The 16,929-nt window shown below is 62.5% G+C and carries 14 protein-coding genes; 4 read left to right on the forward strand and 10 right to left on the reverse strand.

Annotated elements, in window-relative coordinates; genetic code table 11:
• The 4 genes from G533_RS0107750 to G533_RS0107770 form a co-directional block, all read right to left on the reverse strand.
• A complete protein-coding gene (locus tag G533_RS0107750) occupies positions 1-774 on the reverse strand; it encodes a Na(+)-translocating NADH-quinone reductase subunit C (protein WP_027949463.1) in 774 nt (257 codons plus the stop codon).
• Complete coding sequence (locus tag G533_RS0107755) at positions 767-1,966, reverse strand: NADH:ubiquinone reductase (Na(+)-transporting) subunit B (protein ID WP_027949464.1); 1,200 nt, start codon at positions 1,964-1,966, stop codon at positions 767-769. Before G533_RS0107755 ends, G533_RS0107750 begins: the two co-directional genes overlap by 8 nt.
• 3 nt (positions 1,967-1,969) lie before the next feature.
• Positions 1,970-3,316 carry a Na(+)-translocating NADH-quinone reductase subunit A gene (locus G533_RS0107760; protein ID WP_027949465.1) on the reverse strand — a complete coding sequence of 449 codons (1,347 nt, stop codon included), beginning with the start codon at positions 3,314-3,316 and terminating at the stop codon, positions 1,970-1,972.
• A gap of 242 nt (positions 3,317-3,558) precedes the next feature.
• Complete coding sequence (locus G533_RS0107770) at positions 3,559-5,028, reverse strand: glyceraldehyde-3-phosphate dehydrogenase (protein WP_027949466.1); 1,470 nt, start codon at positions 5,026-5,028, stop codon at positions 3,559-3,561.
• A 145-nt stretch (positions 5,029-5,173) separates the two neighbouring features.
• Here G533_RS0107770 and mfd point away from each other — a divergent pair, with 145 nt between their 5' ends.
• Both mfd and G533_RS23425 read left to right on the forward strand, forming a co-directional pair.
• The gene (gene mfd, locus G533_RS0107775) at positions 5,174-8,638 is read left to right on the forward strand and encodes a transcription-repair coupling factor (protein ID WP_027949467.1); all 3,465 of its coding nucleotides are present in this window, start codon (positions 5,174-5,176) and stop codon (positions 8,636-8,638) included.
• Entirely contained in the window at positions 8,638-9,741 is a 1,104-nt protein-coding gene (locus tag G533_RS23425) for a CsiV family protein (protein ID WP_027949468.1), read from the forward strand. The genes mfd and G533_RS23425 overlap by 1 nt, the downstream gene beginning before the upstream one ends.
• Here G533_RS23425 and G533_RS0107785 read toward each other — a convergent pair.
• Both G533_RS0107785 and G533_RS0107790 read right to left on the reverse strand, forming a co-directional pair.
• Positions 9,686-10,462: an S-methyl-5'-thioinosine phosphorylase gene (locus tag G533_RS0107785; protein ID WP_027949469.1), complete on the reverse strand. Its 777-nt coding sequence runs from the start codon at positions 10,460-10,462 to the stop codon at positions 9,686-9,688. The genes G533_RS23425 and G533_RS0107785 overlap by 56 nt on opposite strands.
• Entirely contained in the window at positions 10,459-11,574 is a 1,116-nt protein-coding gene (locus tag G533_RS0107790) for a mechanosensitive ion channel family protein (protein ID WP_051230095.1), read from the reverse strand. The genes G533_RS0107785 and G533_RS0107790 overlap by 4 nt, the downstream gene beginning before the upstream one ends.
• 267 nt (positions 11,575-11,841) lie before the next feature.
• On the opposite strand from G533_RS0107790, the gene G533_RS0107795 reads away from it, so the two are divergent.
• Together G533_RS0107795 and lexA are read left to right on the forward strand one after the other, a co-directional pair.
• Positions 11,842-12,153, forward strand: a complete 312-nt coding sequence (locus tag G533_RS0107795) for a DUF6763 family protein (protein WP_035527055.1) — start codon at positions 11,842-11,844, stop codon at positions 12,151-12,153.
• A gap of 88 nt (positions 12,154-12,241) precedes the next feature.
• Positions 12,242-12,838, forward strand: coding sequence for a transcriptional repressor LexA (lexA, locus tag G533_RS0107800; RefSeq protein ID WP_027949472.1), 597 nt, complete (start codon positions 12,242-12,244; stop codon positions 12,836-12,838).
• A gap of 55 nt (positions 12,839-12,893) precedes the next feature.
• Here lexA and G533_RS0107805 read toward each other — a convergent pair whose 3' ends face one another.
• The 4 genes from G533_RS0107805 to G533_RS0107820 form a co-directional block, all read right to left on the reverse strand.
• Entirely contained in the window at positions 12,894-13,136 is a 243-nt protein-coding gene (locus G533_RS0107805) for a hypothetical protein (RefSeq protein ID WP_027949473.1), read from the reverse strand.
• A 68-nt stretch (positions 13,137-13,204) separates the two neighbouring features.
• Entirely contained in the window at positions 13,205-13,669 is a 465-nt protein-coding gene (locus tag G533_RS0107810) for a DUF6586 family protein (protein ID WP_027949474.1), read from the reverse strand.
• On the reverse strand, positions 13,666-16,371 hold the full coding sequence (gene topA / locus G533_RS21090; protein WP_035527058.1) for a type I DNA topoisomerase: 2,706 nt from the start codon (positions 16,369-16,371) through the stop codon (positions 13,666-13,668). Before topA ends, G533_RS0107810 begins: the two co-directional genes overlap by 4 nt.
• Before the next feature lie 103 nt (positions 16,372-16,474).
• On the reverse strand, positions 16,475-16,921 hold the full coding sequence (locus tag G533_RS0107820) for a hypothetical protein (RefSeq protein WP_027949475.1): 447 nt from the start codon (positions 16,919-16,921) through the stop codon (positions 16,475-16,477).
• Between the last annotated feature and the right edge of the window lie 8 nt (positions 16,922-16,929).

Here is a 16,929-nt window from a genome sequence, read left to right on the forward strand (position 1 = left end):
TCAGGCCTCCCCTGCTTTCAGGTTATTGAGGAACGGTTCATAACCCTGCTCGCCGAGCCAGAAGTGAACCAGTTGCGTGACGCCACGCGATGTCAGCGTGGCGCCGGACAGGCCATCGACGCGCCAGGGCGCATCGGAGCTGCCGGGATCGACGCTGCCTTTCGCCAGCGAAAGGGCGACTTCCCCATCGCGGTAGACTTTCTTGCCCGGCCACTGTGCCTTCCAGCGCGGGTTGTCCACTTCACCGCCCAAACCGGGTGTTTCACCGTGCTCGTAGAAGCCAAGCCCCGCGACGGTGTTGGCATCCGACTCCAGTGCGATGAAGCCGTAGAGGGTCGACCAGAGGCCGTAGCCGCGCACCGGCAGGATCAGCTTGTCGATATCACCACCACTGCCCTCAACCAGATAGACCAGTGCGTAGTGTTCGCGGCTGCCGATGCCGGCAATATCTTCCGACTTGCTCAAATCTGTGGAGCGGTCGGGCTCTTTCGCCGCTTTAATCTGCTCATAGCTGGCGGGGTCAACTGCATCGGTGAACTCGCCGCTGCGCAGGTCCACCACGCGGGTTTTCACCTGCGCGAACTGCTCCTCAATGGAGCGCTCTTCATCAAGCATACCGGCGGCGGCAAGGATATTGCGTTTGCGGTCCAGTGTTTTGTTCGCTTCCTGCGCGGGCTTGAGCATCACCGCGGCGGTTGAGACCACCACGGAACACACAATACACAGCGCGAAGGCGACCAGCAGGGTCTTACTGATGCCGTCATTCTTAGACACGGGCAAGCCTCCGTTTGATGTTTGACTGGATCACGAAATGGTCCATCAGCGGCGCAAACAGATTGGCAAACAGGATGGCCAGCATGATGCCTTCAGGAAAGGCCGGGTTGACCACGCGGATCAGCACACACATCACACCGATCAGTATGCCGTAGGCAAACTTGCCGGTGTTGGTGTAGGCGGCAGACACCGGGTCAGTGGCCATGAACATCATGCCGAAGGCGAAACCACCCACCACCAGATGCCAGTAGAACGGCATGTTGAACATCGGGTTGGTCTCGGAACCAATCAGGTTGAACAGCGAGGACAGTGCGACCATGCCGAGGAACACACCGGCCACAATGCGCCAGGAAGCGATACGCATCAGCATCAATACGGCGCCACCGATGAGAATCGCCAAGGTTGATGTTTCACCAATGGAACCGTGGATATTGCCTACAAACGCCTGCATCCAGGTGATCTGTTCCTGGGCGAGCCCGGAAATTCCGTCAGACGCCACAATCGACAGTGGCGTGGCACCGGTATAGCCATCGACCGCCGTCCACACGCCGTCGCCGGACATCTGCGCCGGATAGGCGAAGTAGAGGAAAGCCCGCCCTGTGAGGGCAGGATTAAGGAAGTTCTTGCCGGTACCGCCGAACACTTCCTTGCCGATAACCACACCGAAGCTGATACCCAGGGCCACCTGCCACAGGGGCACATCCGGCGGGCAGATCAGGGCAAAGAGTATCGAAGTGACGAAGAAGCCCTCGTTCACCTCATGGCCGCGCTTCATGGCGAACAACACTTCCCAGAAGCCGCCGACCAGGAAGGTGGTGGCATAAATGGGCAGAAAGTACAGCGCGCCGAAGAAAAAGCAGTCCCAGAGACTGGACGCGTCGTAGCCACCGAAGGCGGCAATGAGGCTGCCGCGCCAGCCGTCCACCGATCCGCCCGTGGCGGCGAGGATGTCGTTTGCCTGGAACCCCAGGTTGTACATGCCGTAGAACATGGCCGGGAACGTGGCGAACCAGACCGTGATCATGATCCGCTTCAGGTCCACACCGTCGCGAACATGTGCCGTGCTCCGCGTTACCGAGGAGGGCGAATAGAAAATGGTATCCACCGCTTCGTAGAGCGGATACCACTGCTTGAAGCGTCCCCCCTCTTCAAAGTGGTGCTCAACACCGTCAAGGATCTTGCGCAGTCCCACGGTCTAACCCTCCTTCTCGATGCGTGTCAGGTTGTCCCGCAAAATGGGACCGTACTCATACTTGCCGGGGCACACGTAGGTGCACAGCGCCAGATCTTCTTCGTCGAGGTCGAGGCAACCCAGCGACTGGGCTGTCTCGGTGTCACCTACAATCAGCGCCCGCAACAGGTGCGTGGGGAGATAATCCTGCGGCACCACCGTTTCATAGGTGCCCACCGGCACCATGGCACGCTGGCTGCCATTGGTGGTGGTCGTCATGGCCAGGGGCTTGAGGCCAAACAGGCTGCTGAGGTAGATGCCCAGATTGGAATGTTTTTCCACGCCGGGTGACAGCCAGCCCATGAAGGCCCGCTGACGGCCCTCAAGCAGCACGGAGACCTGGTTGTGGTAGCGCCCCAGATAGGCTGTCGGCGCCTGTACGCGACGGCCGCCAAGCACCGAACCGGAAATGACCCGGTTGTCGCCATCTTTTGTTTCGCCGGCACACAGGGCCTGGAGGTCGGCACCCATGCGCGTGCGCAGCAACCGCGGCTTGACCACCTGCGGCCCGCTCAGCGCGATCACGCGCGAGGTGTAAATGGCACCGTCGAGGAACAGGCGACCGACGGCAATCACGTCCTGGTAGCCAATGGTCCAGACAACCTTGGTCGCCGTGACGCCGCCCTCGAGGAAATGGATATGTGTACCCGCAAGGCCCGCAGGGTGCGGTCCGCCGAACTCCGCCAGCTGTATGTTTTGTGCTTGACCTGTGGGCAGGTTGGCACCGGGGGCTGCGCACAGGTAAACCGTACCGGTCGTGAGCTGGGCGAGGATGTCCTGCCCCAGGGCGAAAGCGTCGGGCTCCGCTGCAATGACCACTGACGGATCGGCCGCGAGCGGATGGGTATCGATCGCGGTAATGAAAATCGCCGCCGCCTCGGCGTCCAGGGCCGGCACGCGGCTGAACGGACGGGTGCGCAGTGCGGTCCACTGTCCCGCGTTGTTGAGGTGTTCGCGAATGGTCTCGCTGCCCAGCTTGCGCGCTTCGTCGGCACTGTAGGCAGTGAAACTCTCGGAGGCATCGCCCTCCACCTCGATCACCACCGACTGCAGGGCGCGGCGCGCGCCGCGGTTGATGGCGGCCACTACGCCACCGGCAGGTGCCGTGTAACGAACGCCTGCGGTCTTCTTGTCGGTGAAGAGCAGTTGGCCGGCCTTTACCCGGTCGCCCTCTGCCACTTCCATGGTCGGTTTCATACCGACGTAATCCGGGCCCACCAGCGCCACAGCACGCGCCGGAGAAGCTTCTTCAATCGTTTGCTGGGGGGCGCCCTGGATGGGAATATCCATGCCCCGCTTGATCTTGATCATACGATCTGCCTACAGGTTCGTCAGTATTTGTGGCGGCCAGAGCCGTGTGTGAAGCCTGTGCTCCACAGCTGGCAGCGGCGAGGCGCAAGGCTTTCCATGCACCTTGCCGGGCCGGAGGAATCAAGCGCAGCCACCCTGTCCCGGGCCGCGCGCATTATAACGGAAGCCTGCGCCAAAACACCACTGCGCAAGCCGCACTTCACGCTGTTTCCACACATGCGTGCGGCACCCCGCCGCGGGCCTCAGGAATTCCTGGGGTAGCGGGCGTAGCGTATGCCGGATACCTGCTCAAGGATGCGATACACCTGGCAGCTATAGCCGAACTCGTTGTCGTACCACAGGTACAGCACGGCCTGCGTGCCGTTGACGATGGTCGCCTGGGCGTCAAAGATGCAGGCGTGGCGCGAGCCGACGAAATCGCTGGATACCACCTCGGGCGAGTTGGAGTAGTCGATTTGCTTGCGCATGGTGGAGTGCAGGGCCATGTGGCGCATGTACTCGTTGACTTCTTCCTTGGTGGTGGCGCGCCCCAGTGTCAGGTTGAGAATAGCCATGGACACGTTGGGAATGGGTACGCGAATCGCGTTGCCGGTAAGCTTGCCCGCGAGTTGCGGCAGCACCTTGGCCACCGCCTTGGCGGCACCGGTTTCGGTGATCACCATGTTCAGCGGCGCGCTGCGCCCGCGGCGATCGGCCTTGTGGTAGTTATCGATAAGGTTCTGGTCGTTGGTATAGGCGTGCACGGTTTCCACGTGACCGCTGATGATGCCATAGCGATCATCCATCGCCTTGAGCGGGGGCACAATGGCGTTGGTGGTGCAGGACGCGGCGGAAATGATCGTGTCCGCAGCGTCAATCATGTCATTGTTGATGCCGGCGACCACGTTCTTCATGTCGCCCTTGCCAGGTGCGGTGAGGATGACTTTGGCGACCCCCTTGGACTGCAGGTGCCGCGACAGGCCTTCCTGGTCACGCCAGACGCCGGTGTTGTCGACCACAATGGCATTGTTGATGCCGTATTCCGTGTAGTCGATGCTATCGGGCGAATCGGCGTAAATCACCTTCACCTCGTTGCCGTTGGCAACAAAGGACTGGCGCTCCTCATCCACACGGATAGTGCCATCGAAGGCGCCGTGTACCGAGTCGCGGCGCAGCAGGCTGGCACGCTTGACCAGGTCATCGGGGGCAGAGCCCTTGCGTACGACCACCGCACGCAGGCGCAGCGACTCGCCGCCGTCTGTCTTGTCAATCAGGATACGCGCCATAAGCCGCCCGATGCGGCCGAACCCGTACAGCACGACATCAACCGGGGCGTGCCCGGGCTCCGGACGCGCGCCGATCAGGTCCGCGACTTCCTGGCGAACGTAATCGTCGACGCTGAGGCCGGCACCCTCGCCCTTGTCGTAGTACTGCACCGCGAGCCGGCCGATATCGATATGCGCCGGGCCGAGGTCCAGTGCAGACAGCGACTTGATGATCGGGAAGGTTTCGAACTCGGAGAGCTCGTTTTCCTCTACCTGCCGCACATAGCGGTGGTCCTTCATAATCTGGGTGACTGACTGGTTGACCAGCGACTTGCCGTAGATGTAGCACTTCACATTCTTGCGGCGGGACAGCTCACCCACGAGGGGGATCATGCCTTCGGCCAGCGCCTCGCGCTCTTTCCAGTCTTTGAAATAGTCGTCAGGACGCTCTCGCTTGCGTTCGTTCACTCGTCTGTCACCTGTGTGAGGGGGAATACGGGTTGCAACGGGCGCGTATTATCCCGCCGCATCCCTGCAAGGGCAAGGCACAGTGGTACTTTTCACCCAGCGCTTTACAATAAGCGCCCCTTCCGCACTGAAACACCGGGTTTTCATGTACACATCCCTGCTCGCCAGCACACCCTGGCCCGCCAAATCCGGCACCCGCACGTCGATTGGCCCCTTCCACGGCTGTGCCGAAGCGCGGCTGGTCGCGGAGCTCGCGCGCCCCGACAGCCTGTTGCTGGTGATTACGGCGGACACCAGCTCGGCCCTCGCGCTGGAACGGGAGCTGCCCTTCTTCCTGGCGGAAGAGATCGACATTCTCGCCTTTCCCGACTGGGAAACCCTGCCCTACGACAACTTCTCACCGCATCAGGACATCGTGTCCGAACGACTGGAAACACTGTACCGGCTGCCCAGCCTGGCAGCGGGCATCCTGGTCGTGCCGATGTCCACCCTGATGCACCGCCTGCCCCCCGTGCACTACGTGGCGGGGTCCAGCCTGGTCTTGGAGCCCGGACAGGTGCTGGATCGAGATTCCTTCCGCCGCAACCTGGAGCGCAACGGATACCGCAACGTCGAAACCGTCTACGAGCATGGCGAGTTTGCCCTGCGCGGCTCGCTGCTGGACATTTTCCCGATGGGCAGCGACCTGCCCTACCGGGTGGACCTGCTGGATGACGAGGTCGACAGCCTGCGCACCTTCAGCCCCGACACCCAGCGTACGCTGGAGAAGGTCAGCGCCATCAACCTGCTGCCGGCCCGGGAATACCCGCTGAACCCGGCGGCCATCGAGCGTTTCCGCTTGAACTGGTACGACGCCTTTGATGTCGATCACGATGCCTGCCCCACCTACCGCGAAGTCAGCGCCGGGCGTGCGCCCGGTGGCTGCGAATATTACCTGCCGCTGTTCTTCGAGGCCTGCGCTACCCTGTTTGACTACCTGCCCGCGGGCACACCCGTCATCGCCGTCGGCGACCACTACCGGGCGGCACAGCGCTTCTGGGCAGATGCCGAACACCGCCACACGGAATACGGCATTGATCCGCGCCGACCCCTGCTGCCGCCGGCGCGCTGTTTTACACCAGTCGAGGAGCTCTATCACCTGCTGGGCCGCTGCCCGGTACTGGAACTGCGGCGCAATCCGGAAGCCCCGGTGCACGTTGCCAGCCCGTCGCAGGCGCTGCCCGACCTGAGCACCCAGGGCGCACGGCAAACACCGGCCGAGCGGCTACAACATTTCATGCAACAGCACACCGGGCCGCTATTGCTCTGTGCCGAATCCGCCGGCCGCCGGGAGGTACTGCTGGAAAACCTGGCAGCCCACGGACTGACACCGCCCGAAGTGGCGGACTGGGCCGATTTTCTCGCCTCCGGCCTGCGCTTTGCCATCAGCACCGCGCCCATCGACCGCGGCATGTACTTCGGCGAGGACGCCCCGGCACTGGTGTGCGAGGCGCAGCTGTTTGGCAACCGGGTTGCCCAGCGCCGCCGCCGCAGCAAGGTTGACGAAACCCAGGCCGAGAACGTTTTTCGCGACATCAACGAGCTGCGCGAAGGCGTCCCAGTCGTGCACCTGGAGCACGGCGTGGGGCGCTACCTGGGACTGCAGACCCTGGAGGTTGATGGAGCCGATAGCGAGTTCCTGATGCTGGAATACGCCCAGGGCAGCAAACTCTACGTGCCCGTTGCGTCCCTGCACCTGGTGAGCCGCTATGCCGGCAGTGACCCGGACCTGGCACCGCTGCACAAACTGGGCTCCGAACAGTGGGAAAAGGCGCGCCGCAAAGCCACGGAAAAAGCCAGCGACGTGGCCGCGCAGCTACTGGACGTTTACGCCCGCCGCGAGGCACGCAAGGGCTTTTGTTTCGAGTTGCCAGCGCTGGAGTACGAACAGTTCGCAGCGAGCTTCCCGTTTGAGGAGACCGCGGATCAGGCGGCGGCAATTGAGGCGGTTATCGGCGACATGACCGCGACGCGGGTCATGGACCGCCTGGTGTGCGGCGATGTGGGCTTTGGGAAAACCGAGGTGGCCATGCGTGCGGCGTTCATTGCCGCGCGCAACGGCAAGCAGGTGGCGGTGCTGGTCCCCACCACCCTGCTCGCCCAACAGCACTACAACTCGTTTGCCGATCGCTTCGCCGACTGGCCTGTGACCGTGGAGGTGGTGTCACGCTTCAAAAGCGGCAAGGACCTCGGCGGCGTGCTACAACGGGTTGCCGACGGCGCCATAGACATCCTCGTGGGTACCCACAAGCTACTCTCCAGCGACTTCCGCTTCCATGATCTGGGCCTGCTGATCATCGACGAGGAGCATCGTTTTGGCGTCAAACAGAAAGAGGCAATCAAGGCCCTGCGCGCCGAAGTGGACATTCTTACCCTGACCGCCACACCGATACCGCGCACGCTGAACATGGCCCTGGGCGGCATGCGGGACCTGTCTATCATTGCCACACCACCCGCCCGCCGTCTGTCTATCAAGACCTTCGTGCGCGAGCACAACGTCGCCCTGATTCGGGAGGCAGTACTGCGCGAAACGCTGCGCGGCGGGCAGGTTTACTACCTGCACAATGAGGTCAAGAGTATCGAGGAAGCGGGGCGCAAGTTACGCGAGCTGCTGCCGGATCTCTCGATAGGCATCGCCCACGGGCAGATGCGCGAGACAGAGCTGGAACAGGTGATGTCGGCCTTCTATCACCAGCGCCACCATATTCTGCTGTGCACCACGATTATCGAAACGGGAATTGACGTCCCCACCGCCAACACCATCATCATTGAACGCGCAGACAAGTTCGGACTCGCCCAGCTGCACCAGCTGCGTGGCCGTGTCGGGCGCTCACATCATCAGGCCTACGCCTATCTGCTGTGCCCGCCACGTTCGGCGATTACGCCGGACGCGGAAAAGCGCCTGGAGGCCATTGAAGCCGCCGGTGACCTCGGCGCCGGGTACCTGCTGGCGACCCACGACCTGGAGATTCGCGGCGCCGGTGAGCTGCTAGGTGATGAGCAGAGTGGGCAGATTCACAGTGTTGGCTTTGCCCTCTACATGCGCATGCTGGAGCGGGCGGTGGCCGCCCTGCGACGCGGCGAGATCCCCAATGCCGATGCGCCGCTGGATGCCGGCACCGAGATCAACCTGCATGTACCGGCGCTGATTCCCGAAGACTACCTGCCAGACATCAACACGCGTCTGGTGCTGTACAAGCGCATCGCGGCAGCCCAGAACGAGCAGGCGCTGCGCGACATTCAGGTAGAGATGATCGACCGTTTCGGCCTGTTGCCGCAACAGATCAAGAATCTGGTGCAGGTCGCGCGACTGCGTATCCGCGCCGAACAGCTGGGCATTGCGGGCATTGAGGTTGGCCCCGGCGGTGGTAACATCGATTTCCGGGAGTCCACACGGGTGAACCCGTTGAGCCTGGTGAAGCTGGTGCAGTCAGATCCGAAGGGCTATCAGCTCGCCGGTGCCACCCGCCTGCGTTTCAAGCGCAGCCTGGACAACCCCGAACAGCGCCAGCAGTTTGCCGACGAGCTGCTGGACACCTTTGCCGCTGACGCCACGGACGATGCCGCCTGATGATTCCGCACCCGACACGCACTCTGCTTGCTTTCCTGGCGGCAGCCCTGGCTTTCTCGCTCGCGCCGGCCCAGGCACAGGAGCGCGAGCAGAACTGGTATCAGGTGGAATTGCTGGTTGTTGCGCATACCAACCCGGCGGCGCAGCGGGCGGAACAGTGGGAGCCCCTGCCTCGGCTCGCCTATCCGGAGGCGTACCGATTCCTGCTCGATCCGCAGCGACTGCGCGCCAATCTTGAGCACACGCCAGACGCCAGCCATAGCGAGGTTGATGCCAACGGAAAACAACTGCTCCACTTGCGCCGCATCCCCTCCCCCGCAGCGTTGGATGATGCCGCGCCACCGCCAACAACCGCAGAAGCCTCAGGCGGTGCGCTTGACGGTGTAAGCGACGACCTGGGTGCTGTCACCGAGGTGCCCGAAGCGCCGGATAAAGCCCGGCTCCCCACGCCCTTCCTGACGCTGCCGGCCCAGGCGCGCGAGTTTCGCGGTAAAGCTGCCTACATGGAGCGCAACGGCCCTTATCGTGTGCTGTTCCACGAGGTGTGGTGGCAGCCGGTGGGCGGCGCCCGTAGCGCCCTGCCCATCGTACTCGACCAGTCAGGCGACCAGCAAAGCTACCCCGCGCTGCAGGGCACTGTGCGACTGCATCGCTCCCGCTTCCTGCATGTGGCTACCCAATTATGGCTGAATACCAGCGGTGACTACCTGCCGGGCACCTGGCGGATGCCCCCGCCCCCGCTCGGGCCCGTATCGCAGGAGCGGGTGCCCGCCGCACTCCTGCCGGAAGCAGACGCCGGTGTGCTGAGTGCGGTGACAGGCTACGACCCCGCATGGGACGCCGCGCCGGGGCTGCTGGAGGAGGCAACAGCCACTGCCGCGCCCGTCTACCCCTACCGGCACGCGGTACTACTGCAACAGCAGCGTCGCATGCGCTCAAACGAGGTGCACTATATCGATCACCCGCTCATGGGAGTTGTGATCAAGCTCACCCCTCTGGACACGGAGGCGCTGCACGCAGCGGCCTACGACCGTGAGGTGCTGGAGCTTATTCAAGGCCCGCAGACGCCAGCTGCGGCAGTAGCCGACCCAGCAGGCGCCTGACCACCGCCGCCTCGCGCTGCAGGATGTCACGCATGGTGTCCTGCGTGAGGGGCAGGTCGCCCAATCCGGCAGCGGCATTCACCACCATGCAAATAGTTGCATAAGCGATACCGCATTCGCGTGCCAGGGCCGCTTCCGGCATGCCGGTCATGCCCACCACGTCGCAACCATCCCCGGCAAAACGGCGCACTTCGGCGGCCGTCTCCAGCCTGGGCCCCTGGGTAACCGCATGTACCCCACAGGGTTCATGAGGAATGCCCGCTGCTTCCGCACTGTCGATAATCGCCAGCCGCAGGGCCTGATCGTAGGGCTGGGTGAAATCGATATGCTGCAGTGTCCCATTGCTCCCATCGTCAAACGTGTGCTCGCGCCCCCAGGTGTAATCCACCAGCTGGTCCGGCACCACCAGGCGGCCGGGCTGCATATCCGCACTGATGCCGCCGACGGCGTTGATACCGATCAGGTGGGTAACGCCCAGAGCGCGCATCGCCTCGATGTTCGCCCGGTAGTTGATCAAGTGCGGCGGAATGGCCCGCGGACTGCCGTGGCGCTGCAGGAAAAACACGCGCTGGCCATTCAGCACGCCTTCCTGCAGGGGGCGCGACGGAGCGCCGTAACTGTTCTCCCCGGCGTGCTCGCGCAGGAGTTCCAGGCCCTCGATCTGGTGGATACCCGTTCCGCCGATAATACCGATGCAGGGCGCCGTAGCATCAGCGCTCATGACTGCTCACCGTCAGTGGCGCGTGCAAGCTCTGGCGGCGCGCTGTCCAGATGCAGGGTGCGGGTCGGGAATGCCACATCGGCGCCATGATCGTGGATGATGCGCAACGCCTGCAGCAGCACATCCTGCTTGATCGCGTGGTACTCCACCCAGACCGTGGTGCGGGTGAAGGTGTAAATGAAAAAGTCCAGCGAGGACGGCCCGAAGGACACGAAGTTAACAATTAGCGTGCGGTTCAGGTCGATATCCGGATGATTCTCCAGCATCTGGCGCACGTCGCTGACGATATCTGCCAGCTTGCCTGAATCCTGGTAGCGCAAGCCAATGGTCTCGTAAATACGCCGATTGAACATGCGCGAAGGGTTCTCCACAGAAATCTGCGTGAACACCGCATTGGGGACATACAAAGGCCGCTGGTCAAAGGTACGTATGCGTGTGAGGCGCCAGCCGATGTCCTCCACCGTCCCTTCAATTTCCCGGTCCGGGGAGCGGATCCAGTCCCCGGGGGTAAAGGGACGGTCCAGGTAGATGCTCATGCCGCCAAAGAAATTGGCCATGAGGTCCTTGGCGGCAAAACCCACGGCTATCCCGCCGATACCGCCAAAGGCCAGCAGGCCGGAAATGGACACCCCGACACTCTGCAGCGCCATGAGCCCGGCGAGTATCCACAAAATGACCCGCATCAACTTGGCGGTGGAGCGCACTGCCGCCTTGTCCGTGGATGCGGTGTGGCCGCGCGCGGGGCACAGGAGCTCTTCCTCGGCACCAAAAATCAAGCGTTGCAGAAACCAGGTGAGCAAGAGGATCAACACAGTATCGTAGGCCCGCAACACCAGGGATTGCAGGTTCTCGGCGATCGGCAGCATGTTCATTATCAGCATGAACACCATCACCCAGAGCGCCACACGCAGCGGCGACTCCAGCGCGCTGATGAAAATGTCATCCCAGCGATTGCTGCTCACGCCCGCAACCCGATGCAGGCGGCGCAACAGGATGCCGAGCAACAAATGCGCAAGCAGCGCTGCCAGCAGCACCCCCGCGATTGCCACGAGCGGTGTATCGAGGTCGTAGGTCGCCAGTAGCCGGGACAGTGATTCCTCTGTCGCTTCCACGTTACATCAAGCTCCTGTATTCCCGAGGGTTAGACAATTTTCTTCTTTCGGCGCGCGCTTGTCAGAGGCGGCAAGTATAACAGCGCCCCTGCCCTCCCGACACGCCCTCGGCGCGACGCGCAAGCGACTGATCTGCCGCGTAAAATTTGAGTGGGGGTAAAACGCTATGAAGACAGCAGGTTTTTAGATCACCAACTCATAATGGACAGCCAACACCGAGATGGTATGTTCAAGGTGAGTCGAATCTGAGGAAAGGGAGACCAGAGCATGTTGAGCCCTGCTGTTGGCAACTGGTACAGAGACATCGAAACCGGCGCGCTGTTCGAGGTCGTGGCCCTGGATGATGCCGCACGCACCATTGAAACCCAGTTCCTCGATGGCGAGGTCACCGAATATGATCTGGACGTCTGGCGCATGCTGCAGTTGCAGAAGGCCGCGGCCCCGGAGGACTGGCGCACGCCCTTCGAACTTGATGACGAGGACGGCCAGGATCCCGACCAGCCCTACCACCCTGAAGAATGGAACAGCCCGGTGTCGACCATCGAACCCGATACCATGCTCGGCGTCGAGGACAGCTAGGTAAAACACACGCCTGCCGTTGCTTGTCGTCAACGCGCATTACTGTATATAATCCCAGCCACTGTACAAAAACACAGATGGACGGGTTATGGACAAACTCACGCAGCGACAGCAGCAGGTGCTCGACATAATCCGTCAGCACATCGACCAGACCGGCTATCCCCCCACCAGGGCCGATATCGCCAGAGAGCTCGGCTTCAAATCGGCCAATGCGGCAGAAGAACACCTGAAAGCGCTGGCCCGCAAGGGTGCCATTGAGATCATCGCCGGTGCGTCGCGCGGTATCAGGCTGCCGGAAAACCCGGGGCTGCCCATTATCGGGCGGGTTGCGGCAGGTAATCCGGTATTGGCTCAGGAACACATCGAGGACCATTGCGCCATACCGGCGGATTTTTTCCGCCCCGCGGCGGATTACCTGCTCAGGGTTACCGGCGACAGCATGCAGGACGCAGGTATTCTCGATGGAGATTTGCTCGCCGTGCACCGCACAGCAGAAGCCCGCAATGGCGATATTGTCGTGGCGCGTATCGACGACGAGGTGACGGTAAAACGCTTCCGGCGCGGCAGCAGCCGCCACCTGATCGAACTACAGGCCGAAAACCCCGACTACGCGCCGATTCTGGTGGATTTGCGCACCCAGGCATTTGCGATAGAGGGGTTGAGTGTGGGGATCTTGCGGCGCTAGCAGAGCCATCTCGCAGGCCACCATCGCCCGTCGCTATACCGTGCTGCGACAGTACTCAGTGCACGGTGCGTGCTCTGTCCTCGCTGTCGTCAGGGTGATCCTTTGCACTGATACTGGCGGCTGCCTGCATGCCCGCCTGAATCATGACTTTCGCCACTTCCAGGCCGTTGTCCAGGAGGTAATCGCGAGCTTCATCGGAGAACTGGATGCGCAGCAGGGGCTCGGAATCGTCCTCGGACCGCTGCAGGACGATTTCACCGTCACCGAGATCAACAATTTCCAGCAGGGCTGTAGCCACAAGAGGCTCCTTTGTGCATGTGAGCTTGCAGTGTAACAGGGGGTGGATGATGCCGCCAACGCGCGCAGTCAGCACTCGTCGAGCAGGTCGCCCATGCGCGAAAACGCCGCGTCAAGCCGGTCGGCAATGCTCTGCAGCTCAGTGCGATCCGGCAGGCCAGAGGCGGTTGCCGCCAGGCTGCCCTCACTGCGCCGGGGCGTCTCGGCACCGGGCTCCTGCAGCAGCGGTGCCAACCAGCCATCTGCCTCCAGCTGGGCGAATTCCGTCAGTTCCGCCGGCTGCGCCTTGCCGGGGGCCGTGGGTGGCAGGGCCGCCACGCAAGCCGGGGGCTCGGCGGGCAACTGGGCCGGCTTCTGCAAGTCGAGCAGAAACCAGCCATAGGCCCTGAGGAGGTGCTGGCGCACCGCCGGTCCGAACGCCTGCGCAAGGAGGTGGGCCGGCAGGCTCTCGGCACCCTGCGCCTGCTCCCAGCTCTGCAGCAGGATGCGACCGAGGTACAGGGCGTGATTGGCTTGTCCGCGCAGACTGCTCATGAGCGCTTGCGGGCCGCCTTGCGTTTCGGCGCCGCCTTTTTCTTGCGGGCTGCCGGTTTGGCGCTCGACGTACTCTTGCCCTCCTCGACCTGCCAGGCGCCATTGCGGTAGACCGCTCGCCACCCTGTGGGTTTGCCGTCCTGCTCGGTCATCACGTACTGCTCGGCTGCCTTGCGACTGTAACGCACCTGCGTACGGTTGCCATCGCCATCGGCGACAGGCGCCGAAAACAGGAAGCTGTATTTGGGGTCAATCTCCGAGGTGTGCGGCAGGAGCTCGTCCACAAATGGCGCTCGCGTTTCCCGGTTGCGCGGGAACTGACTGGCGGCCAGGAACAGGCCAGCCGCACCGTCGCGCAGAATATAGTGGTCCTCGACTTTCTCGCAGGCGAGCTCCGGCATGGGCACCGGGTCCATTTTCGGCGGGGCCGCTTCCCCATTGCGCAACAGCTTGCGTGTGTTCTTGCAGTCCTCGGCCATGCAGCCGAAGTACTTGCCGAAACGCCCGGTTTTCAGCTGCATCTCGGCGCCGCACTTGTCACACACCAGTGTCGGACCGTCATAGCCCTTTATCTTGAATTTGCCCTTCTCCACTTCATAACCCGGGCAGTCAGGGTTATTACCGCACACATGCAGCTTGCGCTGTTCGTCGATCAGGTAACTGTCCATGGCGGTATTGCAGAGCTTGCAGCGGTGCTTGGTTCGCAGCAGGCGGGATTCCGCCTCATCGTCGGCGTCCTCACGAATTGCTTCATCACCCGGAGTCAGGTTAATGGTGTTCTTGCAGCGTTCCTTCGGTGGCAACGCGTAGCCCGAGCAGCCCAGGAAGACCCCGGTACTCGCGGTACGAATCTGCATCGGCCTGCCGCATTTGCTGCAGGGAATATCCGTCGGTGTCGGCTCGTTGGGTTGCATGCCGACGGGTTCGGCTTCTTCCGCCGTTTCCAGCAGTTGCCTGAAATCGGCGTAGAAGCTGTCGAGCAGGTCGCGCCAGTCGAGTTGCCCCTGGGCAACGGTGTCCAGGCGTTCCTCCATGCTGGCAGTGAAGCCGTAGTCGAGCAGCTCGGAAAAACTGTTCTGCAGGCGCTGGGTAACGATGTCACCCATCTTTTCCGCGTAGAAGCGCTTGTTTTCCAGGCGCACGTAACCGCGGTCCTGAATAGTCGAAATAATGGAGGCGTAGGTTGATGGACGCCCGATTCCCCGCTTCTCCAGTTCGCGCACGAGGCTGGCCTCACCGTAGCGCGGTGAGGGTTTGGTGAAGTGCTGGGCGGGGTCCAACGCCAGCAGCTTGAGCGTATCGGCCTTCTGGATGTCCGGAAGAACTTCGTCTTCGCCTTTTCGCCCGCCCGCGCCCTGAACACGGGTGTAGCCGTCAAAACGAATGATGCGGCCCTTGGCCGACAACTCGTACTCACCCGCGGTGACGGTGATGGTAGTGGCGGTATATTCGGCGGGCGTCATCTGTCCTGCTACAAACTGTCGCCAGATCATCTCATAGAGACGTTCCGCATCGCGCTCCATGCCCTGTAGCCCGGATTGCAGCAGATTCACGTCCGACGGGCGAATCGCCTCGTGCGCTTCCTGTGCACCCTCCTTGCTGCTGTAGCGATTGGGCGCCTGCGGCAAATACGCCGGCGGGAATTCCGCCGCGATATAGTCGCGGCAGGCCCTCACAGCCTCATCGCTGAGGTTGGTCGAATCGGTACGCATGTAGGTGATGTAGCCCGCTTCGTAGAGGCGCTGCGCCATCATCATCGTTTTCTTGACCGAGAAACCCAGGCGCGTACTGGCCGCCTGCTGCAACGTGGAGGTGATAAACGGCGCCGGGGCTTTCGAGCGTGTGGGCTTGTCCTCACGATCGCTGACAACATACGGCAGCTGCTCCAGTGCCGTGGTTGCGGCACGTGCCGCCTCCTCACTGGCGGGACGAAACGCGGCCCCTGCATGCTTGCGGACCTGGAAGCGCACCGCATCTGCGCCATCCGGCTCCAGGTCGGCGTGGATTTCCCAGTACTCTTCCGGCACGAAGGCGCGGATTTCGCGCTCGCGCTCGACGATCAGGCGCACAGCGACCGACTGCACGCGCCCTGCGGACAGGCCGCGTGCAACCTTGGCCCACAGCAGCGGCGACACCATGTAGCCCACCACCCGGTCGAGGAACCGCCGCGCCTGCTGCGCGTTGACCCGGTTCTGGTCCAGGTGTGCGGGATGCTCGAAGGCCTCGCCAATCGCTTTCTTGGTAATCTCGTTGAATACAACACGCTGGTAGCGCGAATCGTCGCCGCCGATCGCTTCACGCAGGTGCCAGGCAATGGCCTCCCCTTCGCGGTCAAGGTCAGTCGCGAGGTAGATGGCATCACTGCTCGCGGCGAGCTTGCGCAGCTCCGCAACCACCTTCTCCTTGCCCGGGAGTATCTGGTAGTCCGCACGCCAGCCGTGTTCGGGGTCTATGCCCATACGGCGCACCAGTTGCTGCCGCGACTTGGCCTTGCGGTGCTGCACCTTTTCTTCCGGTGACAGCTTGCGCGTGATGGCAGCCTGGGCGGCACGCTCTTTCGCATCCACCTGCACAGCGCTGCCCGCCGTGGGCAGGTCGCGGATGTGGCCGATACTGGATTTCACGATGAAATCCGGACCGAGATATTTGTTGATCGTTTTCGCCTTTGCGGGCGATTCGACAATAACCAGTGATTTCCCCATAGACTCCCGCGTTATCTCGCTTGGTTTGGGTCAGCGGGTATCGGCACCGCAGTGCCAAAGCCCGTCAAAAAAGTGGCATATATAAAGACCCTGCCCCTCCGGGTCAAGGAATCTGTTGCGCCCAGTCTTTCAGAATGGCCGCCATGTGCTCTACGGTAGCCCCATCACCCGATTCTTGCCAGTACAGGCCGCAGCTGTCTTCGTGCACGCTCGCGGCGAGGATGGGGAGCCTGCAATCCTGCAGCGCAGCCGGCAGCGGTTCACGCGTTGCACCCACCGATTGCCAGCCCGAGTCTCGCAGCAACCAGGCGCAGCGACGACGGCCTTTGCCGCGCGAGGGCCGCAACCGCAGGCCGTAGTAAATCACATCGGATGACCCGGCATGCGCCTTCACCACGGCGCCCGGCAGTTCGCGAAACTCGACAAAAAGCCCGTTCAGCGCGGCGGTCTCGCGCAATTTCACCTGCAGCCGCTGACGCTTGCTGGGCAGGAAATGGGTGAGCGGCGCGAGCGCAACCAGCAGTGCAAAAGCAATGAGCAAGTAATTCAAGGCAGGTC

Source organism: Haliea salexigens DSM 19537 (assembly GCF_000423125.1).
Lineage (GTDB): Bacteria > Pseudomonadota > Gammaproteobacteria > Pseudomonadales > Halieaceae > Haliea > Haliea salexigens.

Bases quoted from the DNA above. Each gene is read 5' to 3' on its own strand.
- G533_RS0107760 (WP_027949465.1), bottom strand. From the start codon at position 3,316: ATGATCAAGATCAAGCGGGGCATGGATATTCCCATCCAGGGCGCCCCC.
- mfd (WP_027949467.1), top strand. From the start codon at position 5,174: ATGTACACATCCCTGCTCGCCAGCACACCCTGGCCCGCCAAATCCGGC.
- G533_RS23425 (WP_027949468.1), top strand. From the start codon at position 8,638: ATGATTCCGCACCCGACACGCACTCTGCTTGCTTTCCTGGCGGCAGCC.
- G533_RS0107785 (WP_027949469.1), bottom strand. From the start codon at position 10,462: ATGAGCGCTGATGCTACGGCGCCCTGCATCGGTATTATCGGCGGAACG.
- G533_RS0107795 (WP_035527055.1), top strand. From the start codon at position 11,842: ATGTTGAGCCCTGCTGTTGGCAACTGGTACAGAGACATCGAAACCGGC.
- lexA (WP_027949472.1), top strand. From the start codon at position 12,242: ATGGACAAACTCACGCAGCGACAGCAGCAGGTGCTCGACATAATCCGT.
- G533_RS0107810 (WP_027949474.1), bottom strand. From the start codon at position 13,669: ATGAGCAGTCTGCGCGGACAAGCCAATCACGCCCTGTACCTCGGTCGC.
- topA (WP_035527058.1), bottom strand. From the start codon at position 16,371: ATGGGGAAATCACTGGTTATTGTCGAATCGCCCGCAAAGGCGAAAACG.